The following is a 25,113-nucleotide window of genomic DNA, read 5'->3' on the forward strand; positions in this document are numbered from 1 at the left end:
GAGATGCAGGAGCATGAGAAAAATATTCTCTGGTTGTTGATGTTGGGGGCGGTGATCGCCGTGGGGCAAGTCCTGAGCAGCGAGGAACCCATTACCCTGCGGTTGTTTGTCGGACGCATCGTGTTGGGATCGGCCACCTCGATGGCGGCGGGAGCCGCGCTTATCTGGGTGCCGGGGCTGTCGCCGCTGGCGATAGTGGGATTAGGGGCCGCGCTGGGCATCGCCGGCCACCAGGCTGTTGAGCTGTGGTTACGCCGTAAGGGAAGTAATCTTTTGAAAGGGAAAGGAAAATATGACTCTGAGTGAAAAACAGCAGCTGTTTACCGCCTTGATCGGCCAGTTGATCACCTGGGCCGGCGATCATGGCTACCGGCTGACGTTCGGCGAAGCCTACCGCACGCCTGAGCAGGCCGCGCGCAACGCCAAGACCGGCGCAGGCATCGCCAATAGCCTGCATACGCAACGCCTGGCGGTGGACTTCAACCTGTTTATTAACGGCGTTTACCAGACCCAAACCGAGGCATATAAACCGCTCGGCGAGTATTGGGAAAGCCTGGGTGGTGCCTGGGGTGGCCGATTCAAAGACCGTCCGGACGGCAACCATTTTAGCCTGGCGCACGATGGGCGGCGCTGATGGCCAAGGGGGCATGGTTGGGCCTGCTGGCCCTGGTGGCCAGCTTTGCCGGCGGCTGGCAGGCCAATGGCTGGCATCGGGATAGCCTGGAGTTGGCCGTAAACCGGGCCGCGCAGCGGGCTGGGGAGGAATCCCGCCAGGCATCGGAGGACGTGGCCAGCCGTTCGGCCCGGCAGTTGGAAAGCAAGCTGGAGGCGTTGCGCGATGCTCAACCGAAAGAGATCCGCACCGAAGTGGTTAAGCCGGTATTTACCCGCGTTTGTGTGTCTGATGAGCTTGTCAGGATGTACAACGAGGCCGCAGATAAAGCCGAACGTGCCATTTCAGGAAAGTTTGCTCGTTAAATGCCCGGAGCAATTACCCAGGATAAACGGGGTAACCGGTAAAGACGTTAGCGAGCCGTTATTAACCTATTTAGATATTTATCCGCTGTGCGCCGCGCGGCATAACCAATTAGTAGACGAAATAAATCAACGTAAGGAATTACAGCAATGAGCAAAGCAGAAAATAAAATTACTTTGACTATCCAGGGCAAAGACGTGGCTTTTGAGCCAAACACCACGGCCTATAACAGCCTGATTAACGATATGGCGATGGATAATAAAGTCGCCCCGCATGTGACCTATTTGCGCCGTATCGTTGCGGCGGAAAGTAAAACCGACCTGGACGATCTGCTTAAACTGCCGGGTGCACCATTGCAAATCGCGGAAGCGGTGAATGCGAAATATGCGCCGAAACTGGAAATTGAAGTAAAAAACTAACCAACCGGCTGCGGGCTATTGATAACAATTTCATTGAACAAGCGCTAACGCTGCGGCGTTATTACTTGCCGGCTGAAAATGATAGCTCTGAGAACTTAGCCCGCGCCATTTGGCTGGATAACCGGCATTGGGAAAATATGCGCGTGGCCACCGCAAACGGCATTTCTTTGGCATTTAAAGGCGAATAATGAAACAGCTAGATTTTACCCTGAGCCTGATCGACAAACTGACGCGGCCCCTGAAACAGGCCCAGGCATCGGTTACCGGTTTCGCGGAAAAATCGCAAGCGGCCTTTGGCAAGATTGCCGTGGGTGGTGCCGGGTTGGTCGGCGTTGGGTTGTCGATTAAGGGAGCGTTAGGCCCAGCTATCGAGATCACCGACGCGCTGAACGCGGCGGCCACGAAAGGGATTGATGACAGCACCTTGCAGAAGGTGGCGGGCGATGCGCTGGCCTTTGCCGCCAAATATGGCAAGTCGTCGGTGGACTTTATCACGTCTACCGAAGCGATCCGCAGCCAGGTGGGATTGCTGACCAACCAGGAGTTGCCGGCGTTTGCCGTAGCAACCAACACCCTGGCAGCGGCCACGAAAGCCAGCGGCGCAGAGGCGGCGGAGTACATGGGCAGCATGTACAACAAATTCAGCAGCTACGCCGAGAAGATGGGCCGCGTGAATTTCGCCGAGCAACTCGCCGGCAAAACGGCCTACATGGTCAAAGCCTTTGGCACCAACATGGGGGCGATCTCTGACCTGATGGAGGGCGCCAGGGGCGTGGGGGCAAATTACGGCGTCGGCATTGATGAGCAGTTAGCCGTGATGGGGCAACTTGAGCGCACGTTAGGATCGGAAGCCAGCAGCGTTTACGAGTCGTTTTACCAGACGGCCCAGGACGGGGCCAAAAAGCTGGGGATGAGCTTTGTTAACGCGGCGGGCGGCATGGCCAGCTTGCCGGAAATGCTGGAGAAATTACAGGCGCGCTACGGCAAAAGCATAGAGGGGAACCTCAAGGCGCAAGCCGCGCTGGATGATGCTTTTGGCGATTCGTCGGTACTGATTAAGCAGCTTTACGGCAATGTGGATCTGCTGAAACGGCACATTACCGAGCTGGGCAGCAATGACGGGATGAAGCGCGCCACGGAAATGGCGGAGCGCATGGCCAATCCGTGGGAACGGCTTACCGCGATCTGGTATTCCATCCGGGCGGCGATGGGGTTAACGCTGTTGCCGGTGCTCTATCCGCTGATTAACAAAATGGCGGACGCGGGGCAAACCCTGGTGCGCTGGTTGAAGCTGTTCCCCAACCTGGCGCGGGCCATTGGCCTGGCGGTGCTGGCGTTCCTGAGCCTGGCGGCGGCGGGGGCGATAGCTAACCTGGCGATCGGCGTCCACATGTTCCTGATGCTGGGGTTACGCAACCTGCTGGGGCCGGTGGCCAAATTGCTGGGCCTCAATCGCCTGGCCATGCTGGCCGGCGGCGCGGCCACGGCGGTGTTTAACCGTGGTCTGGTGATGCTGCGTGCGGGCCTGCTGGCGGCGTCGATTGCCGCCCGCACCGGTGCGGTGTCGTTCCTGCTGATGAGCTGGCCGATCGCGCTGTTGGTGGCCGCTATCGGTGCCGTGGTGGCGGCGGTGTGGATGTTCTGGAAGCCGATTAAGGCGTTTGTGTCCGGGTTTATTGCCGGCTTTAAAGAGGCCGCCGGCGCGCTGTCACCCTTTGCCGGCGCGTTTGACCTGGTGAAGCGGGCGGCGGCTGGGGTATGGGATGCGATTAAGACGCTGTTTGGCTGGTTCGTTAACCTGCTAACCCCTGTCCAGAGCACGGCGGCGGAGCTGCAAGCCGTCACCACTGCCGGCCAGCTGTGTGGCCAGATCGTTGCCGGCGCGATCGGCTTGCTGCTGTCGCCGATTGAGCTGGTGATCAAGACGGTCGGGCACTTGTTCGATGCGTTCGGCATCGTTAAGCAAGGCTGGCTGGACGTGGTGGCCGCGTTTGATCCGTCCTCGCCGATTGAATCATTTATGACGATTGGCCGTGTGGTATCGGGCGTATTTACCAAGCTGTGGGGCGTGTTCCGGTCTGCGTTTGCCGACACCTACAACTGGATCATCGACAAAATCAACATGTTGCCGGGCGTCAGTATTGACCCCATGCATGTGGATGTGGTGCCGACGGTGACTGAACCCCAGGGAATGGTAAACATGCCGCCGGTGACGGTGCCGGCGATTGATGCGGGCGCGTTGCCCACTGGCCTGGCTACGTTGGAGGGTAGCAGCGCATTGCCGGCAGCGGCCCAGGCTGCGGCAGTGGCCCCGGTGGCTGTGCCACAACCTGCGCCGGCGCTGATGCCGGCGGCGGGGGCACGCAAAACGCTGATTGAGGATGTGAGCGATCCTATCGTGGTGCCCAGGGCGATGCAGGGAACGGCGGCGACGCCCGCGCCGGCGGTGCCGGTGGTGAAGGTGCCGCAGCCCCCGGCGCAGCAGGTGCAGGTGCTGGCCCAGGTGCAGACCGAGAAAAGCGCGCCGCCACCGCCCGCGCCGGATAAGTTGCTAAGCGGCGGCAGGTTAAAAGGAATTGGCCCCGGTGGGATTAATAAGGAAATTAACAATAATTCCCGAACCATTACCGACAACCGCAAAAATATTGAGAACGTCCATATTAACGTTAAGCAAGGTATGACGCCTGAGCAGCTAATGGAATGGCAGGAATTAAGTTAATGAGTGAACCCCTTTATATTGACCTGCTAATTGAAAATGGCGATTTCTCGCTAAATACAGGCCGGGAGCCGGTGTTATGTCATAACCGGGTAAGTATTGGGCAAGATTGTGTCCATGCCATTTTAGAAAGTGGATTGGTCACGCAATTAGTGGCGGAAAGAAGTCCAACGCTCCGCGCTGACGTCATTATGCAAATGGTGTTATTGCTGGAAGACGATACACGAATTATTCCGGGCACGGTCGTGATTAGCGAGGAAACGTTAAAGCGGTTGTGGGTGACCGCAGAAACTTATGATTTCGGCAAAGTGGAGGCCAGCGTTAATTATGACAATGAAACCGCAGGTTGATTACGAGAAAGCATTAACAGAAAGCGGAATGCCCATTACCACGGAGCAAGTTAATTCCAAATTTAACGAGCTGGTGACCGCCGAAGGGTTAATTACCAATACGTCCAAAATGTCACCGTTTTGGCGACTTATCCAGGCGATTATTACCGCCCCGGTGATGTGGTTAAAGGATGTTCTGGTGTCGGTCGTCATGGCCAACATGTATTTGGCCACCGCCGGCGGCACCTGGCTGGAAATGTTCGCCTGGGGCGTCAACGTGAAGCGCAAGCCGGCGACGGCAGCCGAGGGCGTTTTTCGGTTCGACAAGGAAAACGCCAGTGTCATGGTCACGATCCCCGCCGGCACGGTGGTGCAAACCGAGCGGCTTAACGGCCATGTTTACAGCGTGGCGGTGGTGAAGGAAACCACGCTGGCCGCCGGCACCGCCGGCGGGCTGGTGCCGGTGAAAGCGACCGAGCCAGGCGGCGCGCATAACCTTGCCCCCGGTTACTACCGGATTTTACCCCAGGCGGTGCCGGGCATTGTGCGGGTGGAAAACGAGGAGGGCTGGTTACTGGCCCCTGGCGCTGACCAGGAATCCGACGACGATTTACGGGACAGGGCGCGCAACCAATACAACCTGGCGGGCAACTATCACACGGATGCGGTTTACCGCAGCATGATCGCCAGCGTCGCCGGGCTGAGTATCGACCGAATTTTTTTCCAGCACGACGCCCCGCGCGGGCCAGGAACGGCAAATGCCTATCTGCTGCTGGATTCCGGCGTGGCCTCGCAGCCGTTTATTAACGCGGTCAATGATTACATCACGAACAAAGGGAACCACGGCCACGGCGATGATATGCAGTGTTTCGCCATGCCGGAAACCCAACACAACCTGGCCGTAACGCTGTTTGTGGAGAACAAAGCCAACTTTACGGCGGATGCGCTGGCCGCGCTGACGCGAAACAGCGAAACCCTGATCCGCTGCGCGTTCCGGCAAAACGCCGAGTACGACGTAAAGAAAACCTGGCCTTATGCGCGCTTCTCGTTTTCGAACCTGGCCAGGGAGTTACACCGCGCTTTCCCCGAGCTGGAATCTATCGCGTTTTCCCTGGGCGATATTGTTAGCGAGCTGAACGTGCCGCGTTTGAAAACCTTGAAACTGGAGGTTGCCGATGCCTGATTTTAAAGAACGCCTGGCGGGGATGCTGTTGCCGTCCTGGATGAATCGCGGGGAGCCGGCCAAGCTGCTGCGCGCCTGCCGCCATTTCTGGTTGTGGGTGTATGGCTGGCTGACCTGGCCGCTGAAACAGCTGGATGCGGCCACCTGTGCGGTGCCGTTGCTCCAGGTGCTGGCGTACCAGCGCGATATTACCCGCTTCAACGGGGAGCCGCTGGAGCTGTTCCGCAAGCGCGTGCAGTACGCCTTTATCAACGCCCGCGATGCGGGATCGGTGGCGGGCTTTATCGCCATTTTTGAGCGCCTGGGCGTGGGTTATGTGGAAATCCTGGAGCGCCAGCCGGGCATAGATTGGGACGTGATCAGCGTCCGCGTGACTGATGGCCAGGTGGCCAGTAATCCCGATCTGCTGATGCAGGTTATCCGGCAGTATGGCCGCACCTGTCGCCGCTATCGATTTGAAGTGATTAACAATTCTGTCCTGCAATTACGCGCTGGCTGGGCGGGATGTGAATACGTGACTTACAGCGCCGCCAGCGCGGTGGCCAGTATCAATAACCAACATTCCGCCACCGTGGCGAGCGCAACACTGAAAGGATAATCAACATGTCACAAACCGCGATCACCTTTGCCTTTGAGCAATGGAAAGCAAAAGAAGCCGTGAACGGTTCCCGCGTGGTGCTGGATGAGTTCGTTTTCGCCAACGTGCCGGGCCTCGATGCCGGCAAGCCGATTGACCGCAAAGAAGGAATGCCGCCGGCGGGCCAGATTGTGCACCGCCAGGCAGTGAACAAAACCGGCGTCGTGAACAACAACGCCGTGGTGTATTCGGTCACCCTGGGCACCGAGGTGGGCGATTTTGACTTCAACTGGATCGGCCTGGTGAACAAGGCCAGCAACACGGTAGCGATGATTGTTCATGCGCCGACGCAACGCAAGGTGGCCAACCATGCCGGCCAGCAGGGCAACGCGATCACCCGCTCCTTTGTGATGGAGTATGACGGCGCGGCCAGCGAGACGGCGATCACCTCGCCGGCGGAAACCTGGCAGATCGACTTTACAGCGCGCCTGGGCGGTATCGATGAGATGCAGCGCCTGATTAACCGCGATCACTACGGTGCCGGCGCGTTCTTTGGCAATGGGTTCCTGGTGGCCAAGGCCGGCGCGCAGTATTTCGTGACGGCGGGCACCGGCTATGTGGGCGGGCTGCGCGCGGTGCTGGCGGCCAACCAAAACATTACCGTGACGGCCAAGCCTATCAAGGTGTGGGCTGATGTGAGTTTGCAGGGCAACGTGGTAAGCCAGTGGGCGGCGGCGGTGAAATTCACCGTTGCGGCTACCGCAGCGGATTACACGGATAACGCCGGCTTTAAGCACTATGTGTTTGCGGTGGCCAGTATCGACGCCGCCGGCAACATTACCGACCTGCGCCCGCAAGGTTCCCTGTCCGACCAGGCCGGCAATGATGCCTACTTGCGCAAGGATGATAACTTGGCGTCCCTCAAGGACAAGGCGAAAAGCCGGGGGAGTTTGGGCCTGGGCACCGCCGCCACGCGTAACGTAGGCGTGGAAGGTGGCAATGTGATGGAGGTCGGGGCGTTTGGCCTGGGCATGGGTGCCCGGCATCGTGATGATGCTTACTGTAACCAGGGCGAAATCTACCGGTTAAACAACGCCTCGAAAAACGCCCCCGGTAATCAGGTTTATGGCGTCTTGAGTCTGCCGTGCGACGGCGGCCCGTCAGGTGGCTATCTGGCTGTGCAGAACAACGCTGATGCTTTTATCGGTCGGTCGAATATTCCCGATAACGGGGTGACCTGGTTCCAGGTATACACCACGAAATTTAAGCCGAAAGCGCAGGATGTGGACGCGGTATCGGCCACGCAGGGCGGCGAGTTCAAGAAGGAAATCCAGGCATCCGGCGGCGTGATGGTGGCGAATAGCTGGAAAGCCAAACCAGGCGGCCTTTTCCCTGGGAACGGGGACGGGGCCAGCTATGAAACCTGCAATGTGGATCTGCAAAGCTGGTATGGCCTGGGCTTTTTTAACACCTGTAAAGCGGAAGGGATCCAGGGGCGAACGGCGTTCTTGAACGTGCGCACCGGGTCATTTTCGGCCAAGGGGCGGATCACTGGCGCATCCGTGTGGGATGGCGACGCCCGCGTTTACTCGCCGGCGAACAAGCCCACGGCGGCGGATGTTGGCGCGCTGACCGATGCCCAGGCGGCGCAGAAATATGCCCTGCGTTCTATCCGCGTGAACGGCAAGCCGCTGACCGGTGACGTTAACTTGTTGGCGTCGGATGTGAACGCCTGGAACAAGACCGAGGCAGACGGGCGTTTTGTGAAACAGGCCGGCGACACCATGACCGGGCCGCTGACGGTGCCGCGCATTGTGTTTCCTGATGGGTCTACAGCAAACGCGGATAGCGATGTGAACCGCCCCAACGGATTTACCGTTGAATCGTTGGCCGAGGCCACCAATAAGGGGTATCCGGTGCCGGGTGGCATGGGGATTTTGTTCACCGGCAAGGCAAACGAGTTTCGCAACGCGCAGTTTTTGGTGGGGTCGGGTGACCGCTCTTTCTACCTGCGATCCATGCGGAAAGATAGCCCTGGCTCTACTGAGTGGGCGCGGGTGTACACCACGGACTACAAACCGACCATTAGCGATGTGAAGGCCGCCGACCACAGCAATAACTTTGCTGCGCGGATGGGGGTTGCCCGTGTGCTTACCGGGGCAGAAAAACCGACGTCTCCAGGCGTATGGAGCGTGGAAAATAGCTCTTGGACGCCTGTTGCGTGGGGAACGCTGTATGTGGCCACCAACGGCACCAATTTAAGCACGGCCTCCGGTAACGGGAAATTTATTCACTATCTGTTTATCGCCCACGGCACCGCGAACAAGTTCTATGTTGCAACGGATGTGAACGGCGGATTCACCGGCTGGGAAAGCTATCTACCCAGGAAAGGCGGCCAGCTTTCGGGGGCGTTGACGAGCAGTGCCGAAATTACGGCGAAATATCTGTCAACGCCAACGGGCGCACCTCCAGAAGGGAGCGGCACGTATTCCGAGCAACTCGACACCAAAGCCCCTTTCTATCAGGAAAATTACAATTGGGATGTTGCCGAAGGGGGCCGCTATGTCCCGTTGGTCAAAGGCAAAAGCACCCGAAAGGGGCAGGGTTACCCAACGGCTGTAAGTTTTGGCTATCTGATGGATGGGGCAGGCAGCTTTGCTAAGCCCTGCATTCATGTGCGGGGGGATAATAACGCAGAGGCTATCTGGCGGTTTGATCCGAACACTAAGCAGTTTGTTGCCCCCGGTAACCTGGTTGCCGGCGGCGCGGTGTATCAGAACGACGGCAATATTAAAGGCTCTATCTGGGGCGGTTATCTCAGCAACTGGCTAAACAACCAGATTAACGGTCGCGTTGATTGGGGGTCATACAATCGTGATGTTGGGGCCAGGGCAACTATTGACTATGTAAACAGCCGTTCAGCTGTTGCCGGCGGCCGCAATGCCTGGTGGTACAAGGACGAGGTGACGGGGTTCATTATTCAAGGCGGGGTGGTTAACCGAGTGGACTATGTAAACCGTGTCGGTTTCCCACGCGCTTATGCGCGGGAGTGCTTCGGTGTGCAACTGACGTTGGCCAGCTCCAACGGGAATTGGTTCGGCGATAGCCGGGTCAATATCCAGGCGCGGGATCTGGATAACAACGGGTTTAATGCAATGATGGACGGTCAAGAACAGGTCGTGTTTTGGCAATCGGTGGGGGTGTAACGATGAGCTATGGATTTAGCGCAACGACCAAGGCTTTCTATGTTTACGAAGATAAAGAAAGCTATGAGGCAAACGGTAATTGGCCGGAGGATGTAAAGCCCGTTAGCGATCAGGTGTGGGAAAAATATTGTATGCAAGGCCCGGAAGGAAAAGAGCGCGGCGCAAATCAGCGCGGCTTGCCGTGCTGGGTTGATATTCCCGCTCCAGCGAAGGAAACGCAGACCGCTGCAGCCACCTGGCAAAAAGGGCTGCTACTGGAAAAGGCAGGCAAGGCGATCGCCCCCTTACAGGATGCGGATGATTTGGGGATTGCGTCAGAAGCAGAGAAAGCGGCGTTGCTGGCCTGGAAGAAATATCGGGTTTTGCTCAATCGCATCGATGTGGAACACGCGGACAAAATCACCTGGCCGGAGGTGCCGAGTGTGGCGTAAGGCTGTTTTGCGGATGCCTGGTGATATGCAGGCGCTGACGTGCTCGATGGTGCCGGCGCATCCGTGGGTTTATGGCGTAGGGCGGCAAGAGGCATCTGGTAGTTACCTCAGCCCGACCAATGCCGTGGATTACCTGGCGGGCAAGCTGGCCGGCCAGGGGGCCGAAATCACCGCCACCGTGTTTATGATCTGCGCCAACTCACACGCCGAGTTTATGCCGTTGGTGGCGTCGCTGTCGGGGGTGCTGCCGCTGCCGGCGTTAAACCAGGTGCAGCGCATGGCGCAGACGGCGGCCACGCAGGCCGTTACCCGGATGCAACTGCCTGGGAAGATGGGCGGCGGCTTGCCGGCGGCGGCGGTGCTTTCGACCAGTGCGCAGCGCCTGGCGCTGAATGCGCAGCGTATCGCAGAAGCCAAGGCGGGCGCGGCGCTTGGGGCGAGTATTGGCGGCTTGCAGTCGGCTTTGACCGGCTTTGCCGAGGCTCGCCAATCCGCCCTGGCGATGGTGAGCGAGGCCATGACGGCGTTACAGGGAAAAAGCGCGCCGGCGTGGGTGTTCACGGCGAAGGGGGCCGCCGCCAGCGTTGGCGCGGCGATGAAAAAGGATATTCCTCACCAGGATGCGGTTTTTACCCTGGCGGTGTTGTTCGTAGGCAAAGATTTAGGGCAGTTGGAGGCGATGATCCATGACGATAGTCACGCTGGCGCTTAATGGTGAAGCAATCCCGCTTAAAGGGATCATGGTGACGCCGATGATGCAGTTTCAGGATAAAGACCAATCCGGGCAGACCTCGAGCACGGCGAACGCTGAGCAGGGCATCAAGCCCAAGGAACTGCGCATTTCCGGCACGATCCCGTTCAGTGAAGCCAAGGTGTTAACGCGCCTGTTTGCCCTGGCGGAGGCCACGGAGGGCGGCAAGTTGAAACGCTACCGCGTGGCCAACCATACCGCCCAGGCCATTAATTTTAGGCTGGCGACGTTCACCGGTTCTATTGACGCGCCGAAACAGGACGGCAAGCAAGCCTGGCTGGTGACGTTCACGATGCGCGAGCATTTGAGCGTGCCGGAAAAGAAAGACGCGCGGGAGGGCAGCAAAACCGCCGCCAAAAAACAGACGCCAGGCGCGAATGGGCAGGTAAACGGGAAGGGCGCAGCGGCAGAGGACGAACAGAAATTGAGTTGGTTTGAGCGCCGCGTTTTGAAGCCGGCGGATGATGCGTTGGCCGGCGTGGTGGGGGGCGAATGAAACCGATTAAGCGTCTGATGTTGTCCGGGGATGCGGTGCCGCTGGTTGATCTTAACCTGGTGCTGGAGTTGAACGGCTGCGGGCGCGGGTTTATCACCGCGCAGACCGAAACGGACTACACCGGCAAGCTGGTGCGCCTGGATGCCGGCTATACGGATAGCATTTTGCGTTGGTTCACCGGGTATGTGGAGCGCGCGCAGCCGGCAGAGAACGGTTTTCAGCGGTTGTTTGTGCGAGAGCTGGCGGGCGTGTTCGAAAGGTTGTGGCCGTGTTCGTTCCAGCACCCGACGCTGCGCCAGGTGGCCAACTGGTTGGAAGAAAACAGCGGAATAACGATCGCGCTGCCGGCGCAGGCGGATTACCTGGACAAGCCGATCCCCCATTTCACCCATAGCGGGACGGGTTATCAGCTGTTGGCCAACCTGGGGGCCGCGTTTGGCGTGCCTGATTACGTTTGGCAACCGTTGCCGGATGGCGGCGTGTTCCTGGGGAGCTGGGCGCATTCCATGTTTGCCGGCAAGCCGGTGGATATTCCCGCCGAGTTTAGCCAGGCGCGCGCCGGCGGCAACAGCATGACGTTGCCAATGGTGCAGGCGCTGCGCCCTGGTGTGGTCGTCAATGGCCGCCGGCTGTCGAGTGTTCGCCTGGAAAACGACGACACCACGATCACATGGCTGGCGGTAAACCCGCTGACGGGCAAGGCCGTGGCCATGACGCCGGCGCAGCGCCAGATTGATGCGGCTTACCCGGAGTTATCGGCGGGCCTGCATCTGCCAAAATTCGCCAGGGTAGAGGCCCACGCGGAGGCGGTGACCAGTGGTGACCTGGCCGATCCGTTCCGGCCACGCTACGCCGTGGATTTGCAGCTGTTGGACGCAGACGGCCAGCCGGCAAAAAACACGCCGATTTATCCGGCGGTGCCGCTGCCGGTGCCGATGGCGGGCCAGGATTCGGGCATGTTCCAGTTTCCGCCGGTGGGAACGCTGGTTGAGGTGGCTTTTACTGATGGGCGGCCTGATAAGCCGTTTATCCGGCAGACGCTGGCCCAGGGCAACACGCTGCCGGATGTGAAGCCCGGCGAGCAGCTACAGCAGCAGCGGGAGGAAGTTTCCCAGCGGGTGACGCAGGCAGGGGATTGGGAGCGGAAAACCGACCAGGCGATCCGTGAAAATTCAATGACCAGGGAAATCCAGGCCGATGAGGAAACGCGCACCGTGGTGGCCAGGGGCACAACCGTGCAGGCTAACGATAAAACCACGGTGCTGGGCACATCCACCTTGTTGGCCGGTGCGGTGCAGCACATCGCAGAGGGCGATTACAGCGTAGCGACGCAGGCCAACAAGGTGGCCAGCGTGGGCGGCGATGCCACCACGGCGGTGGCCGGCAGCCTGATGGAGAAGATCGGCAAAATCCGCAGCAGCATAGCGGCAGCGCGCCAGGAAGTGATCGCCCCGGTGGTATGGGTGGGGAGCCAGCAAATCAATGTGATGGCCTTGATGCTGGAAACGCTGGAGGTGGTGCAGGAGCTGGCGCAGCAGACTGCCGCCCACACCCACAGTAACACCGGCGCACCGCAGAACGCGCAGGCAATCAGCGCCGCCGGCGCGAAGTCCAGCCAGCTGAAAACCAAATACGCGCCAGTGATTGGGTAGGGCTAAATATTGATCGCCCGCACCGATCAATAATGAGTAATTGATCTACACAACCAATTATCTTTTGAGCGCGTAACCGTGTAGAAATTGAACAAACAAGAAAGCCAACACCAGGAAGCACCAGCCCGCCCCGCGCGGGCTTTTTCATGCCCGCAATCTGGCCGCCTGTGCGCCATTCTGAGCCGCTTTCCAGCCCGGCGACAATCCCACGTGAATAAATCCGATCACCGCAGCAGCGTGCCGCCAGCGCGGCAGAAACCCCACGAAATAAACATCTTGCCCACGAAAACGGCACTACACCGCACCCGCCTGCGCAATTTGGATCAAGAAATTTTTTCAGTTCTGATTTTCTACAAAACACCCCGCCGAGCCGCGCCGCGCCTGGGGCTTTGCGAGCAATCCCAAACTGAAAAGATTGAAAAGAATTTCATGTTTTTTCAGTTTTTGGATCGCGTGGTGTTGTGGGTGAAATCAATAAGATGATGAATATAAAGGGTTATTTGTAAATTACGTGGATCGCGGCGTGTCTGGAGCGGATCGCCAAGAAATGCTGGCAGAACCTGGCAGGCCAGACGCCGCAAGGGTTTGGGGGCGTGTGGGTGTTTTGGTGAAACTGAAATTCATATGACTAGGCCAAGGCTCCAAATGCAGATATAAGCAAAAGCGATCCAGGCGAATATGTGGGGGAAGTAGTGAAAACCTATGATAGAGGTATCAAAAATTCTTGGTGCTAATACCTTGATTTCAAACCAAATACATTTCCAATAACCACGGCTTAGCGGTGTTACAACTCCATTATTAATATTGACAGCAACAGGGCCAAAGTGAACGTATAGCCCATTATCGTTTACGTCATTTCCAAAATATTGAAACATGAATAAACGCTTATAAAACATTCGCTTATAAAAAATATGATTGTGTGGAGCTTCTCGAGGGATTTCTGCATGAGGCCACCCCCATTTTACTATCCCATTTGCACCAGGTAAGCCGAACAATTTAGGAGGGAATACCGATCGGGCAAGTTCGGAAGCATTGACGCCTTTGAGCAATAAAGCGTCAATTGTTGGCTTATTAGCGTCCTGAGATAACACAAAAAAACGCTGCCAGCTAAAGAGCCAAAAAGCAATCAATATGATAGGAGCAACATGTAGAGAGGTTAATTTTAGCCCCAGATTGCCGATCGGGATGGAGTCGGCGAAAGATGCCCAACCCCCTAAAAAGAGAATGAGACCAGCTGAGGATAAGATTAATCGTGTGCTGGCTGTTTTAATATCTTCCATGTTGTTTCCCCTTTGCTTTCTCAAAGTCATCATAGCATCGCGATCTTGTTTTAACTGCCATGTCCAGTGCATTAGTGATTTTTACGGAAAGAGTATTACTATGAGGAAAACCATCATCACTCTTATTTATTCGAAGCTCTGCTAAACACTCTAGAGATAATAAAAGGCTTTTTTCTGATAGATGGCTTATTTCATTGAAAATGTTAGATGGTAGTTGGCCCGGTCTACGCCACCAGTCTTTTACGAATGACTCTAATTTATATAGTGAATCATAGTAATTTATTAACTTAATGGCCTTTTCCCCATCCAAATATTTGGCTTGTGGTGCGTTGGGATATAGGAGAGGAAGGTAGGGGATAAAATCTTCTTTTTGATCGCCTAAGTTTACCAAGTCGTGAATTTCGTGGTTGAGCGGTTGCCCTAAATCAGCATTCTTATTGTTTTCAGTCGCATTCATACTATAGTTGATTATTGCTCGTTCTTGAATGTAGAGGACTCTTGATATTGTTCTTAACAGTTCAGGAGTTAAGAACTTTATAGCATCTCTTTCTTTCTGTATCTTTGATTCAATCTCTCTTTTACGGGAGTTAAAATCCGAAATCCAAGCACCCAATAATGAAGCGCTGGCACCGAATAAGGCACCGGATACAGCAGCAAAGTTCATTGTTAAAAGGAAGGTTACGCCTAACAGGAATAAAATTAATGATGGTCCTAAATGTGGGTTGGTTATGAAAAAATTGAGAACATAATTCTTTGTGGCTTTTAAATTCATATTAATCATCCATGTCATATTTTGAGGATAAATAGTTATGGTAACTACATAATCCTTCATTATCTTGTTCATCTTGTGTGAGCATTTCACCGCAAATCGAGCATGATTTACGTTCTAAAACACATTCGCACCATCTACAACTTTGTTCAGCTATTAAAAAAGTTTCATGTCCACATTGATAGCACATTTCATATGTAGGCTCATCTCCATCTGGAGGCCAATAAAAGAACTCACGTTGTAAAGCCTCTATTAATAAAGGCGCTATCAACTCGGTTTCCCCACAGGAAGTACAAATGAAATTAAATAAATTCTCATCCTCAGAAACAGTTTCGCCAGCAGCTAAATTCATATGCGAAGCATTCAAAAGCTTGGAGCCGCACTCTGGGCAGCTACAATGTTCAAGATACTCTTCCATACCAGCTGGGACTCCAGCCTTTTCCCAAGAAGATAGGCTGTTAATGAGTTGCTGAGAGAAAAACTGTTTGTGTTTGAGCATTGTGTCCCATGCAGAACCTAGTACGTTCTGTGGAAAATCATGAAGCTCACTTGTAATGAAATCTCGTACAACAGGGAATAAATCAGCAACAAATTCTGCTACTTCACCAAGTGAATTGTTAGGGTGCAAATGTTCTAAATGATTTCGGCATTCCTGAAGTTTTTCGACAACAGTCCAATCAACGGTAACCCCAAAATTTTTAAAGCGTTCTTTAATTTCGGAAACATCGATAGTGCTTTTCTTAAATCTGCCTTCAGGTTGCCAAGTCACTCCACCGCTACCATCTGGATGAGGCAATATTTTGTTAGGAGGACTATGGATTAATTCATAAGCCAGCTCATCAGTGTTTACTGATATGGCTATTTTGTATTTGAAAAGCAATAGCAATCCAGCATGAAGATTGCGAACGGATGAAAGTGCTCTAAAAGGGTTGCCGCCATCGCTTTCGGGGAGTTGGGATAGCTTGAAGTCTTCAATGCCGAGTTGTATCGATACAATCGCATTCTCATAAAGCTTTTTTGCATCTAACTTTTTTGCTGCACTTTTCATATGAGGTCAATCCTTTTGATAGGACTAAACGCTAGAATTTCTGCCGCCATTTTGTCGCCACTTGCAAGAAAAAGGGGCTACGTTTTCACGTAACCCCTTGTTTTATTTGGTGGAGCTGGGGGGATTTGAACCCCCGTCCGAAATTACTACACCGTCGGCACTACATGCTTAGTCCAATCTTTACATTCGCCGGCCAGCTGCGGATGGACACGCTACTGACAGACTAGCCTGATTGAGTTTAACGCTTCAGCCCCAGGCAGGACATCCACGCGATCTCTTTTGGGTTTGACCTCTCTTGATCCCCGTCCTAAGAGCGGAGGCTAGGGAGAGAGGGCTCTAAGCAGGGTATTAAGCTGCTAAAGCGTAGTTTTCGTCGTTTGCGACTATTTTTTTGCGGCTTTTTACGAGGCCAACCGCCCCTCGGCATGCTCCTAGGGCTTCGCAAATCCCGTCGAATCCAGAATCAGCCCCAAGTAACTTTGTGCAGTATACCAGAAGTTTACCTCGATAAGCCAGCGGCTTAACGATTGGCGTGCTTCATGATACGGGCTTTCGCCGTCTGCCATTCGCGATCTTTGATGTCATCGCGTTTGTCGTGCTCTTTCTTGCCTTTGGCTACGCCGATCTTGATCTTGCTCCAGGCATTTTTCCAATACAGGGACAAGGCCACCACGGTGTAGCCATCGCGGTTGACGCGGCCGAGCAGGGTATCCAGCTCGCGTCGGTTCAGCAGCAGTTTACGGGTACGCGTCGGATCGCACACCACATGCGACGAAGCCACGTTGAGCGGGGTGATGGTGGCGCCAAACAGATAGGCTTCACCGTCACGGAACGTCACGTAGCTGTCGCTGAGGTTGGCTTTGCCTGCACGCAGCGATTTAACTTCCCACCCTTGCAGCGACAGGCCCGCCTCGAACTCTTCTTCAATGAAGTATTCGAAACGCGCGCGCTTGTTTTGAGCAATGGTGGCGGTACCGGGTTTGTGTGCTTTTTTCTTTGTCATAGTGTGTTCATTATACTGGATGCTTCAGCGAAAGAAATCCTTTCCCGTTCAGCACCTGCGCAATTTTTCGCATTTTTGGCGCCCTCAGCCCTTAGCAGATTTTTTGTTTGCCGCCAGATAAATGGTATTATCTGTACGTTTTATGTCTCACAGGAAATGATATGCCCCAGATCAGTCGGTCTGCATTAGTGCCGTTCAGCGCCGAGCAGATGTATCAGTTGGTTAACGATGTTCATTCTTATCCCGATTTTCTGCCAGGTTGCACCGGCAGCCGGGTGCTTAACGCTACCTCCAACGAAATGACCGCCGCGGTGGACGTCGCCAAGGCCGGTATCAGCAAGACCTTCACCACGCGCAATACGCTGCTGGATAACCAAAGCATCAATATGCAGCTGGTCGATGGTCCGTTCCGCAAGCTGATGGGCGGCTGGCAGTTCACGCCGCTGAGCGAAGAGGCCTGCAAGGTGGAGCTGCACCTGGACTTCGAGTTCACCAACAAACTGATTGAGCTGGCGTTCGGCAAGGTGTTCAAGGAGCTGGCGGGCAGTATGGTGCAGGCATTCACCCAGCGGGCGAAAGAGGTCTACAGTGTCTGACATCCAGGTCGAGGTGGTGTACGCCTTGCCGGAGCGTCAGTACCTGCGCAAGGTGAAACTGGCCGAGGGCAGCAGCGTCGAGCAGGCGATCCAGGCTTCGGGCCTGCTGGAGCTGCGCCAGGATATCGATCTCAAGAGCAACAAAATCGGCATCTACAGCCGCCCGGCCAAGCTGGGCGATACGCTGAACGACGGCGACCGGGTGGAGATCTACCGGCCGCTGATAGCCGATCCGAAAGAGCTGCGCCGGCAACGGGCAGAAAAGGCAAAAAAATAAGGCGCTTATAGCGCCTTATTTTTTATCTGAAACTGATTTTCTCTTCCGCGTTGCAGCCTGCGACTGTCATGAGGAACATCATGCCCCCTCATGGGCCGGAAGAGCGGGCAGCGCCGATTACTTGGTCAGCGCCGGTTTGTTCTGGATGTCGGTCAACACGCCTGCGCTGTCGAAGGTCAGCGTCAGCGTCTGCTGGGTGATGTCTTCATGGCCAGGCTGCTGGCGGAACACATAGAACCACGTCTGAGTCCCGAACGGGTCTTGCAGCATTGGGGTGCCCAATGTGTAAGCGACCTGTTGTTGGGTCATCCCTTTCTGAATTTTCGCCACGTCGGTCGACGTCAGGTAGTTCCCCTGGTTGATGTCAGGACGATAAACCACCTTTTCAAAAGTAGAACAGCCTGCAGTCAGCATCACAAGAACTACAGCGGCGGCAGTCAGCGTTTTACAGCGCATAGTAATCACATTCCTTTAGGGCATAGGATGCCGATGATAATAGACCTTGCGGCAGTTGGAAACCTTTATACCCTTCATCTTTCAAGTTGCGACGCGTTGGCTTTCTTTCAGCACCTCAAGCGCTTGGCCTGTTTCAGGCCGTTGAGGAGGCTTCGAATCGCCGCCGCGCCGCACTTTAGATATCTTTCGGGTCAACAGCGTCACTGTCAGACCGCAGGAAAGTGAAAAAGTTGAGCTTTTTTATGCCGCCAGCAGTTCTTTGGCGTTCGCCAGCGTATTGCGGGTGACTTCGCTGCCGCCGAGCAGGCGCGCCAGCTCCTGCAGCCGGGCGCGCTTATCCAGCGGCGCCATCTGGGTTTCGGTGACCGTGCCGTCAGTCTGCTTGCTGACGAACAGGTGCTGATGCCCGCATCCGGCCACCTGCGGCAGATGGGTCACGCACATCACCTGGGTAGATTCGCCGAGCTGGCGCAGCAGGCGGCCGACGATGGCGGCGGTCGGGCCGCTGATGCCCACGTCCACTTCATCGAAGATCAGCGCCGGGGTTTCCATCTTGCGGGCGGTGATTACCTGAATCGCCAGCGCGATGCGCGACAGCTCACCGCCGGAGGCGACCTTCGCCAGCGGCTGCAGCGGTTGCCCCGGGTTGGTGGAGACGCAGAACTCGGAGCGGCTGGCCCCTTCGGCGCTCAGATGCTGCGGCTCGAAACGCACGTCGATGTTGAACTTGCCGTGCGGCATGGAGAGCGCCTGCATGCTGTCGGTGATGAGCGTGGTCAGCTCGGCGGCGTAGTGCAGGCGTTTCTGATGCAGCTGCTTCGCCAGCGCCAGCGCCTGCTGGTGATGCAGGGTGACCGCCTCGTTCAGGTGTTCATGGTCGCTTTCCTGCTGTGAAAGCAGCTGTTGTTCATCCAGCAACTGTTGATGCAGCTGCGGCAGCTCTTCCGGCGCAACCTGGTGTTTGCGCGCCAGGCTGATTTGGCGCGACAGGCGCTGTTCCAGCTCGTGCAGGCGGTTGGGATCGAGATCCATGCGATCGGCGTAGTGGCGCAGCTCGTCGCTGGCTTCGCTGATCTGGATAGAAGCCTCTTCCAGCATGTCCAGCAGGCCGCTGAGCTTATCGTCCAGCTCGGCCAGCTCAAGCAGCAGGTGTTTGGCGCTGTAGAGCTGGCTGAGCATGTTGTTCTCGTCGCTGTCGGCCAGCAGCTGCAGCGTCTGCTGGCTGAGGGTCAGCAACTGGCCGCTGTTGGCCAGGCGCTTGTACTCGGCGTCGGTCTGCTCGAACTCGCCGGCCTGCGGCGCGAATTCGTTCAGCTCTTTCAGTTGGTATTGCAGCAACTGCTTGCGCGCTTCGCGCTCGATGGACTGCTGCTGATGGTGCGCCAGCTCGCGGCAGCTCTGGTGCCAGCGTTGGTAGGCCTGACTCATCGCCGCCAGCAGGGCGGGTTCGTCGGCGTAGGCGTCGAGCAGCGCTTTTTGGTGCTCCGGTTTGAGCAGCAGCTGATGGGCGTGTTGGCCGTGGATTTGGATCAGGCGTTGCCCCAGCTCGCGCAGCTGCGACAGGGGCACGGCGGTGCCGTTGATAAAGCCGCGCGAACGGCCATCGGCGTTGATCACCCTGCGCAGCAGGCATTCGTTGCTGTCGTCCAGCTGGTTCTGTTCCAGCCACTCGCGCGCGGACGGGGTGTCCGCCAGCGAGAAGCGGGCGCAGATGTCGGCGCGGGCGGCTCCCAGGCGCACCACGTTGCCGTCGGCGCGGTTGCCGAGGCACAGCCCCAGCGCATCGATGGCGATGGATTTGCCGGCGCCGGTTTCACCGGTGATCGCCGTCATACCCGGTTGAAAATCGATTTCCAACTCACGAACGATAGCAAAGTTGCTGATGGTTAATTGCGCCAGCATGGGAACCTTCCTGTGTATAAACACATAACTGTAGTTTCATACAGTATAAACTGGTTTTATATACAGTAAAGTGGCCGGCGCAGATTTTAGAACAATTTTTTCGACCAGCCCAGCTTGGTGCTTAACGTGTTGAAATAGCTGTAGTCCTTCGGGTGAATCAGATTCAGGTGGAAATCGCTGCGGCGGATCAGCACTTCTTCGCCTTCCTGGATCGGCAGCGCGATCTGGCTGTCGCAGCTGATCTCCAGATCGCTGCCGATCTGCGAAAACTTCAGGCGGATGGTGCTGTCGCCGTTGATCACCAGCGGCCGGGCGGAGAGAGTGTGCGGGAACATCGGCACCAGCGCGATCGCCTCCAGCGACGGGGTGAGGATAGGCCCGCCGGCGGAGAGCGAGTAGGCGGTGGAGCCGGTCGGCGTGGCGATGATCAGGCCGTCGGAGCGCTGCGAGAAGGCGAAGCGATCGTCGATGTACACCTCGAATTCGATCATGTGCGCCACTTTGCCGGGGTGCAGCACCACTTCATTGATGGCGGTGCTGATGCGGCACTGCTGGTGCTCTTTATGCACGATGGTTTCCAGCAGGAAACGCTGTTCGTCGATGTACTCGCCTTCCAGCACGTCCGCCAGCTGCTGCAGGGCGTTGTCGGGATCGAGATCGGTGAGGAAGCCGAGGTTGCCGCGGTTGACCCCGATCACCTTGATGTCGTAGCGCGCCAGCACGCGCGCGGCGCCGAGCATGTTGCCGTCGCCGCCGACCACCACCGCCAGGTCGGCCCGCTGGCCGATATCCGCCAGGCTGCCGGTCACGGCGTCTTTCAGCCCCAAATCATGGGCGATCTGGCGTTCGACCATCACCGAATAGCCGCGGGCGACCAGCCAGTGGAACAGCATCTCGTGGGTTGCCAGCGCTGAAGGGTGACGCGGGTGGCCAACAATGCCAATACAGGCGAATTTTTTATTCATTTGTTGTGATTTTCCTCACCGGGACCCGTTTATGCCCCACATTGTGACCGGTTGACTTGAAACCCCGGTTTTGATCCCCATAATAAGCCAAGTTGCGAGATTAATGCTAAAACGCGGAGATATTCATGAGTAGTAAAGAACAGAAGACGCCAAACGAGCAAGTCTCGGAAGAAATGGAACAACACGCTCATCACGAGGATACGCTGCCGGAAGCGGCGGAAGGCGTCGATCTGCGCGATGCGCGTATCGCCGAACTGGAAGCCCAACTGGCGGAAGCTCAGCAGCACGAGCGCGACAGCCTGCTGCGCGCCAAAGCGGAAGCGGAAAACATTCGCCGCCGCGCCGAACTGGACGTCGAGAAAGCGCACAAGTTCGCCCTGGAGAAATTCTCCGGCGATCTGCTGCCGGTGATCGACAATCTGGAGCGCGCGCTGGATCTGGCGGATAAAAACAACCCGGAACTGGCCGCGATGATCGAAGGCATCGAGCTGACGCTGAAATCGCTGCTGGACGTGGTGCGCAAGTACGGCATCGAAATCGTCGGCGACGTCAACGTGCCGTTCAACCCGGAAGTACATCAGGCGATGAGCATGATGGAATCCGCCGATCACCAGCCGAACCACGTGATGATGGTGATGCAGAAAGGCTATACGCTGAACGGCCGCCTGCTGCGCCCGGCGATGGTTGCAGTCTCCAAAGCCAAGGCGTAATCGCCTCGGCAACGGCATAAAGAAAGGCACCCGAGGGTGCCTTTTTTGTCTCCGGACTACGCCTGCGGCAGGCGCGGCATCCAGTCGATTGGCGTGAGCCCTTGCTGCTCCAGCAGCTGATTGGCCTGCGAGAAGTGACGGCAGCCGAGGAAACCGCGGTGCGCGGAGAGCGGCGACGGGTGCGGCGCCTTCAGCACATGGTGGCGGTTGCGGTCGATAAAGTTGCCTTTCTTCTGCGCGTGCGAGCCCCACAGCAGGAACACCACGCCTTCACGGTTCTCGTTCAGGGCGGCGATCACTTTGTCGGTAAAGGTTTCCCAGCCCAGGTTGGCGTGCGAGTGCGCGCGGCCGCCTTCCACCGTCAGCACAGTGTTGAGCAGCAGCACCCCCTGTTCGGCCCAGCTTTGCAGGTAGCCGTGATCCGGGCGTTCGAAGCCAGGAATGTCGGTCGCCAGCTCTTTATACATGTTCACCAGCGACGGCGGCGCCGGTACGCCGGGGCGCACCGAGAAAGAGAGGCCGTGCGCCTGATTGGGGCCGTGATACGGATCCTGGCCGAGAATGACGACCTTGACGTCCGCCAGCTCGGTATAGCGGAAAGCGTTGAACACGTCCTTCTGCGGTGGATAAATGGTCTTACCGGCCTGGCGTTCAGCGGCAACAAAGGCGAGCGTTTCAACAAAATAGGGCTGCTCTTTCTCTTTGCCGATCACGTCATGCCAGGTGAGGGAGGTGGCCATAAACGCTCTCCTTTGTTTTCTTTAGCAATTCATGGGCTATAGCTTACCGTGTCGGCACGCGCAGCGAAACCCGCTTTTCATTTCTCGCCGCCGTGTCTTATGCAATTATTTTTGAAAATTTACAAAAATAATTGGTTTTTTCCGCAGCGGGAAAATTGATATAAAACATAAATTTGCCCCTTCACGCTCTGTGCCTACCCGGTAAAAATTGACTTTAATCAAGGAACTGGCCCGGTCAGGCTGGTATACAGAACAACAAGACAACAATGGTTTTACCAAATGGCCGAAACCAGAATTGGGTTTTCTCACGACGTGAATTTTTACGCCCTTGTACGGAGGCAACATAATGATTACCGGTATTCAAATTACCAAAGCGAATGACCAGGCGCTGGTGAATTCTTTCTGGCTGCTGGACGATGAAAAAGCGGAAGCTCGCTGCGTGTGCGCCAAGGCCAACTACGCGGAAGATCAGGTTGTCGCGGTGAGCGACCTGGGCCAGATCGAATACCGTGAAGTGCCGCTGGAAATGCAGCCGACCGTGCGCGTGGAAGGCGGTCAGCACCTGAACGTCAACGTGCTGCGTCGCGAAACACTGGAAGACGCGGTCAAGCACCCGGAAAAATACCCGCAGCTGACCATCCGCGTTTCCGGCTATGCGGTGCGCTTCAACTCCTTGACGCCGGAACAGCAGCGCGACGTTATCGCCCGCACCTTTACCGAAAGCCTGTAATTTGCGGCGCAGTCAATCAGGGAGCTTCGGCTCCCTTTCTGGCGTTTTGCGGCCGAAAACCGAACGCGGATCACATTCTTTACAAAGATAAGCATTCCTGATACAGAACTCATCCGACCTGCCGATAGCTAAATCAGCACCTATTCAGGTGCTCAATAAAAAGTCTATCGACAAGGAGTCGGCATGAGTATGCCTTTAAGTTTTACCTCTGCAGTATCCTCGGTGGCCGCGATCCCTACACCTCGCGCCGCTGCCGAAACGGCGACGGCGACAGCGGCGCAGCCCGCGGCAGCGCCGGCAAATCCGGCGCCGGTGGCCTCTCCCTCTCAGAACACGCTCAATGCGCAGGCTCTGTTGAATACGCTGGTCGGTGATATCTCAGCGGCGGCATCGACGGCTGCGGCGGCGCCGGGCGTGACGCGAGGGCAGCAATCGCAGGAGGGGGATTATGCGTTGGCGCTGTTGGCCAAGGACGTTTACTCACTCAATGGCCAAGGTGCTGCCGGGTTCAACCGCCTGAGCGATAGCGCGCTGCTCGGTTTCGGCATCGATCCCGCCAGCCTGCACGACGCGGGCAGCGGTTTCCAGGCTGGGATTTACAGCAACGACAAGCAGTATGTGTTGGCGTTCGCCGGCACCAACGACTGGCGCGACTGGCTGAGCAACGTGCGGCAGGCGACGGGCTATGACGATGTGCAGTACAATCAGGCGGTTGCCGCAGCCAAAAGCGCCAAGGCGGCCTTCGGCGATGCGCTGGTGATCGCCGGCCATTCGCTTGGCGGTGGTCTGGCGGCCACCGCCGCGCTGGCGACCGGCACCGTCGCGGTCACCTTCAACGCGGCCGGGGTGTCGGATTACACCCTGAATCGTCTGGGCATCGATCCGGCGGCGGCGAAGAAAGATGCCGAAGCCGGCGGCATTCGCCGCTACAGCGAGCAATATGACATGCTGACCAGCACCCAGGAATCGACCTCGCTGATCCCGGACGCCATTGGCCACAACATCACCCTGGCCAACAACGATACTCTGACCGGCATCGATGACTGGCGGCCGAGCAAGCATCTGGATCGCAGCCTGACGGCACACGGCATCGACAAGGTGATAAGTTCGATGGCGGAACAAAAGCCGTGGGAGGCGAAGGCCAATGCCTGAAGGACGTCGCTTGCGGTGGGCGCTGGCGATAGCCTTACTGGCGCTGGTCGCGGTGACCGGTTTACTGATGATGGCTAAGGAGCAACAGATGGGGCAGGAGATTTCGCCGTTTGACGGCCACAGCAATCTGGCGCTGGCTCAGGCGGTGGCGCGCGGCGATACACAGCGTATCCATGCGCAGGCCACGCAGGATCGCTTACGCGAACGGGGCGATCGGCAGGTCACGCTGTTGCAGTGGGCGGTGCTTTCGCAGCAGCCGGGTAGCGTGCAGGCGTTGCTGGATCTCGGCGCCGACCCGGCGGCGGCAGGGCTGGACGGCAACAGCGCGCTGCACACCGCGGCGATGCTGCAAGACGCGCAGTACCTGCGGTTGTTGCTGGCCAAAGGGGCGCTGGTGAACGTGCGTAATGCCGTTACCGGCGCCACGCCGCTCGCGGCGGCGGTGCTGGCCGGGCGTGAGGAGCAGCTGCGGCTGTTGCTGGCGACCGGGGCGGACACCACGTTGAGCGATCGGCTGGGAGATACTCCGCTGCATCTGGCGGCGAAGATTAACGCGCCGCACCTGGCGCTGCTGCTGTTGCAGGCCGGGGCCGATGCCCGGGCGCGCAACCAGCAGGGCGTCGCGTTCCAGTTTTATTTCTCGCAAACGCCGGCGCATTTGCAGAATGACGAGCTGAAGGCGCAGTTCCGCGAGCTGGATAAATGGCTGCAGGGGCACCGCCTGGCCACGCACTACGGGCAGCCGTAAA

28 protein-coding genes and 1 other RNA gene are annotated in these 25,113 nt (G+C 56.9%); 20 read left to right on the top strand and 9 right to left on the bottom strand.

Going from position 1 to position 25,113, the window contains the following annotated elements:
• Nucleotides 1–3 precede the first annotated feature (3 nt).
• The 14 genes from GF111_RS18590 to GF111_RS18665 all read left to right on the top strand — a co-directional run bounded on the left by GF111_RS18590 (nucleotide 4) and on the right by GF111_RS18665 (nucleotide 13,219).
• A complete protein-coding gene (locus tag GF111_RS18590) occupies nucleotides 4–306 on the top strand; it encodes a phage holin family protein (RefSeq protein ID WP_047730039.1) in 303 nt (100 codons plus the stop codon).
• Nucleotides 293–634 (top strand): M15 family metallopeptidase, encoded by a 342-nt coding sequence (locus GF111_RS18595; protein ID WP_047730040.1) that lies wholly within the window; start codon nucleotides 293–295, stop codon nucleotides 632–634. The genes GF111_RS18590 and GF111_RS18595 overlap by 14 nt, the downstream gene beginning before the upstream one ends.
• Nucleotides 634–978: a hypothetical protein gene (locus tag GF111_RS18600; protein ID WP_047730041.1), complete on the top strand. Its 345-nt coding sequence runs from the start codon at nucleotides 634–636 to the stop codon at nucleotides 976–978. The genes GF111_RS18595 and GF111_RS18600 overlap by 1 nt, the downstream gene beginning before the upstream one ends.
• Before the next feature lie 147 nt (nucleotides 979–1,125).
• Nucleotides 1,126–1,395 (top strand): putative phage tail assembly chaperone, encoded by a 270-nt coding sequence (locus GF111_RS18610; RefSeq protein ID WP_047730043.1) that lies wholly within the window; start codon nucleotides 1,126–1,128, stop codon nucleotides 1,393–1,395.
• A 187-nt stretch (nucleotides 1,396–1,582) separates the two neighbouring features.
• Nucleotides 1,583–4,114 carry a phage tail tape measure protein gene (locus tag GF111_RS18615; RefSeq protein ID WP_047730044.1) on the top strand — a complete coding sequence of 844 codons (2,532 nt, stop codon included), beginning with the start codon at nucleotides 1,583–1,585 and terminating at the stop codon, nucleotides 4,112–4,114.
• Nucleotides 4,114–4,461: a DUF2590 family protein gene (locus GF111_RS18620; protein WP_047730045.1), complete on the top strand. Its 348-nt coding sequence runs from the start codon at nucleotides 4,114–4,116 to the stop codon at nucleotides 4,459–4,461. Before GF111_RS18615 ends, GF111_RS18620 begins: the two co-directional genes overlap by 1 nt.
• On the top strand, nucleotides 4,439–5,623 hold the full coding sequence (locus tag GF111_RS18625) for a baseplate J/gp47 family protein (RefSeq protein WP_047730046.1): 1,185 nt from the start codon (nucleotides 4,439–4,441) through the stop codon (nucleotides 5,621–5,623). Before GF111_RS18620 ends, GF111_RS18625 begins: the two co-directional genes overlap by 23 nt.
• Nucleotides 5,616–6,221 carry a phage tail protein gene (locus tag GF111_RS18630; RefSeq protein ID WP_047730047.1) on the top strand — a complete coding sequence of 202 codons (606 nt, stop codon included), beginning with the start codon at nucleotides 5,616–5,618 and terminating at the stop codon, nucleotides 6,219–6,221. The genes GF111_RS18625 and GF111_RS18630 overlap by 8 nt, the downstream gene beginning before the upstream one ends.
• A 5-nt stretch (nucleotides 6,222–6,226) precedes the next feature.
• Nucleotides 6,227–9,406: a phage tail protein gene (locus tag GF111_RS26765; RefSeq protein WP_080346904.1), complete on the top strand. Its 3,180-nt coding sequence runs from the start codon at nucleotides 6,227–6,229 to the stop codon at nucleotides 9,404–9,406.
• Between the two features lie 2 nt (nucleotides 9,407–9,408).
• The gene (locus GF111_RS18645; protein ID WP_047730048.1) at nucleotides 9,409–9,837 is read left to right on the top strand and encodes a tail fiber assembly protein; all 429 of its coding nucleotides are present in this window, start codon (nucleotides 9,409–9,411) and stop codon (nucleotides 9,835–9,837) included.
• 13 nt (nucleotides 9,838–9,850) lie between these two features.
• Entirely contained in the window at nucleotides 9,851–10,549 is a 699-nt protein-coding gene (locus tag GF111_RS18650) for a hypothetical protein (RefSeq protein ID WP_224217744.1), read from the top strand.
• Nucleotides 10,524–11,084 carry a hypothetical protein gene (locus tag GF111_RS18655; protein WP_047730050.1) on the top strand — a complete coding sequence of 187 codons (561 nt, stop codon included), beginning with the start codon at nucleotides 10,524–10,526 and terminating at the stop codon, nucleotides 11,082–11,084. Before GF111_RS18650 ends, GF111_RS18655 begins: the two co-directional genes overlap by 26 nt.
• Nucleotides 11,081–12,736, top strand: a complete 1,656-nt coding sequence (locus GF111_RS18660) for a hypothetical protein (protein WP_047730051.1) — start codon at nucleotides 11,081–11,083, stop codon at nucleotides 12,734–12,736. The genes GF111_RS18655 and GF111_RS18660 overlap by 4 nt, the downstream gene beginning before the upstream one ends.
• An 87-nt stretch (nucleotides 12,737–12,823) precedes the next feature.
• On the top strand, nucleotides 12,824–13,219 hold the full coding sequence (locus GF111_RS18665; RefSeq protein ID WP_224217745.1) for a hypothetical protein: 396 nt from the start codon (nucleotides 12,824–12,826) through the stop codon (nucleotides 13,217–13,219).
• Between the two features lie 137 nt (nucleotides 13,220–13,356).
• On the opposite strand, the gene GF111_RS18670 is transcribed toward GF111_RS18665, so the two are convergent.
• The 5 genes from GF111_RS18670 to smpB all read right to left on the bottom strand — a co-directional run bounded on the left by GF111_RS18670 (nucleotide 13,357) and on the right by smpB (nucleotide 16,836).
• Nucleotides 13,357–14,016: a hypothetical protein gene (locus tag GF111_RS18670; protein WP_126192718.1), complete on the bottom strand. Its 660-nt coding sequence runs from the start codon at nucleotides 14,014–14,016 to the stop codon at nucleotides 13,357–13,359.
• Nucleotides 14,003–14,788 (bottom strand): hypothetical protein, encoded by a 786-nt coding sequence (locus tag GF111_RS18675; protein ID WP_126192717.1) that lies wholly within the window; start codon nucleotides 14,786–14,788, stop codon nucleotides 14,003–14,005. The genes GF111_RS18670 and GF111_RS18675 overlap by 14 nt, the downstream gene beginning before the upstream one ends.
• A gap of 1 nt (nucleotide 14,789) precedes the next feature.
• On the bottom strand, nucleotides 14,790–15,833 hold the full coding sequence (locus GF111_RS18680) for a hypothetical protein (RefSeq protein WP_071845369.1): 1,044 nt from the start codon (nucleotides 15,831–15,833) through the stop codon (nucleotides 14,790–14,792).
• A 107-nt stretch (nucleotides 15,834–15,940) separates the two neighbouring features.
• Nucleotides 15,941–16,304: a transfer-messenger RNA gene (gene ssrA, locus GF111_RS18685) on the bottom strand.
• 49 nt (nucleotides 16,305–16,353) lie between these two features.
• Nucleotides 16,354–16,836, bottom strand: coding sequence for an SsrA-binding protein SmpB (gene smpB / locus GF111_RS18690; protein ID WP_047730053.1), 483 nt, complete (start codon nucleotides 16,834–16,836; stop codon nucleotides 16,354–16,356).
• A gap of 161 nt (nucleotides 16,837–16,997) precedes the next feature.
• On the opposite strand from smpB, the gene GF111_RS18695 reads away from it, so the two are divergent.
• Nucleotides 16,998–17,432 (top strand): type II toxin-antitoxin system RatA family toxin, encoded by a 435-nt coding sequence (locus tag GF111_RS18695; protein WP_004929096.1) that lies wholly within the window; start codon nucleotides 16,998–17,000, stop codon nucleotides 17,430–17,432.
• The gene (locus tag GF111_RS18700) at nucleotides 17,425–17,709 is read left to right on the top strand and encodes an RnfH family protein (RefSeq protein WP_004929098.1); all 285 of its coding nucleotides are present in this window, start codon (nucleotides 17,425–17,427) and stop codon (nucleotides 17,707–17,709) included. The genes GF111_RS18695 and GF111_RS18700 overlap by 8 nt, the downstream gene beginning before the upstream one ends.
• Nucleotides 17,710–17,826: 117 nt before the next feature.
• Here the strand turns inward: GF111_RS18700 and bamE are convergent, their stop codons facing one another.
• The 3 genes from bamE to nadK all read right to left on the bottom strand — a co-directional run bounded on the left by bamE (nucleotide 17,827) and on the right by nadK (nucleotide 21,032).
• Nucleotides 17,827–18,165, bottom strand: a complete 339-nt coding sequence (gene bamE, locus GF111_RS18705; RefSeq protein ID WP_004929101.1) for an outer membrane protein assembly factor BamE — start codon at nucleotides 18,163–18,165, stop codon at nucleotides 17,827–17,829.
• Between the two features lie 240 nt (nucleotides 18,166–18,405).
• Nucleotides 18,406–20,067 carry a DNA repair protein RecN gene (gene recN / locus GF111_RS18710; protein WP_061872481.1) on the bottom strand — a complete coding sequence of 554 codons (1,662 nt, stop codon included), beginning with the start codon at nucleotides 20,065–20,067 and terminating at the stop codon, nucleotides 18,406–18,408.
• Between the two features lie 86 nt (nucleotides 20,068–20,153).
• A complete protein-coding gene (gene nadK, locus GF111_RS18715; RefSeq protein ID WP_019452304.1) occupies nucleotides 20,154–21,032 on the bottom strand; it encodes an NAD(+) kinase in 879 nt (292 codons plus the stop codon).
• Between the two features lie 125 nt (nucleotides 21,033–21,157).
• Between nadK and grpE the strand changes: the two genes are divergently transcribed.
• Entirely contained in the window at nucleotides 21,158–21,742 is a 585-nt protein-coding gene (gene grpE, locus GF111_RS18720; RefSeq protein ID WP_025159545.1) for a nucleotide exchange factor GrpE, read from the top strand.
• 56 nt (nucleotides 21,743–21,798) lie between these two features.
• On the opposite strand, the gene ung is transcribed toward grpE, so the two are convergent.
• Nucleotides 21,799–22,482 carry a uracil-DNA glycosylase gene (gene ung / locus GF111_RS18725; RefSeq protein WP_033635636.1) on the bottom strand — a complete coding sequence of 228 codons (684 nt, stop codon included), beginning with the start codon at nucleotides 22,480–22,482 and terminating at the stop codon, nucleotides 21,799–21,801.
• Between the two features lie 346 nt (nucleotides 22,483–22,828).
• Between ung and grcA the strand changes: the two genes are divergently transcribed.
• From grcA to GF111_RS18740, 3 genes are all read left to right on the top strand, one after another.
• The gene (gene grcA / locus GF111_RS18730; protein WP_004929114.1) at nucleotides 22,829–23,212 is read left to right on the top strand and encodes an autonomous glycyl radical cofactor GrcA; all 384 of its coding nucleotides are present in this window, start codon (nucleotides 22,829–22,831) and stop codon (nucleotides 23,210–23,212) included.
• Nucleotides 23,213–23,395: 183 nt separating this feature from the next.
• Nucleotides 23,396–24,364, top strand: a complete 969-nt coding sequence (locus GF111_RS18735) for a DUF2974 domain-containing protein (protein ID WP_047730056.1) — start codon at nucleotides 23,396–23,398, stop codon at nucleotides 24,362–24,364.
• On the top strand, nucleotides 24,357–25,112 hold the full coding sequence (locus tag GF111_RS18740; protein WP_147190320.1) for an ankyrin repeat domain-containing protein: 756 nt from the start codon (nucleotides 24,357–24,359) through the stop codon (nucleotides 25,110–25,112). Before GF111_RS18735 ends, GF111_RS18740 begins: the two co-directional genes overlap by 8 nt.
• Nucleotide 25,113: the final 1 nt, after the last annotated feature.

It is taken from the genome of Serratia sp. HRI (assembly GCF_010119335.3).
In the GTDB taxonomy this organism is placed as follows: domain Bacteria; phylum Pseudomonadota; class Gammaproteobacteria; order Enterobacterales; family Enterobacteriaceae; genus Serratia; species Serratia nevei.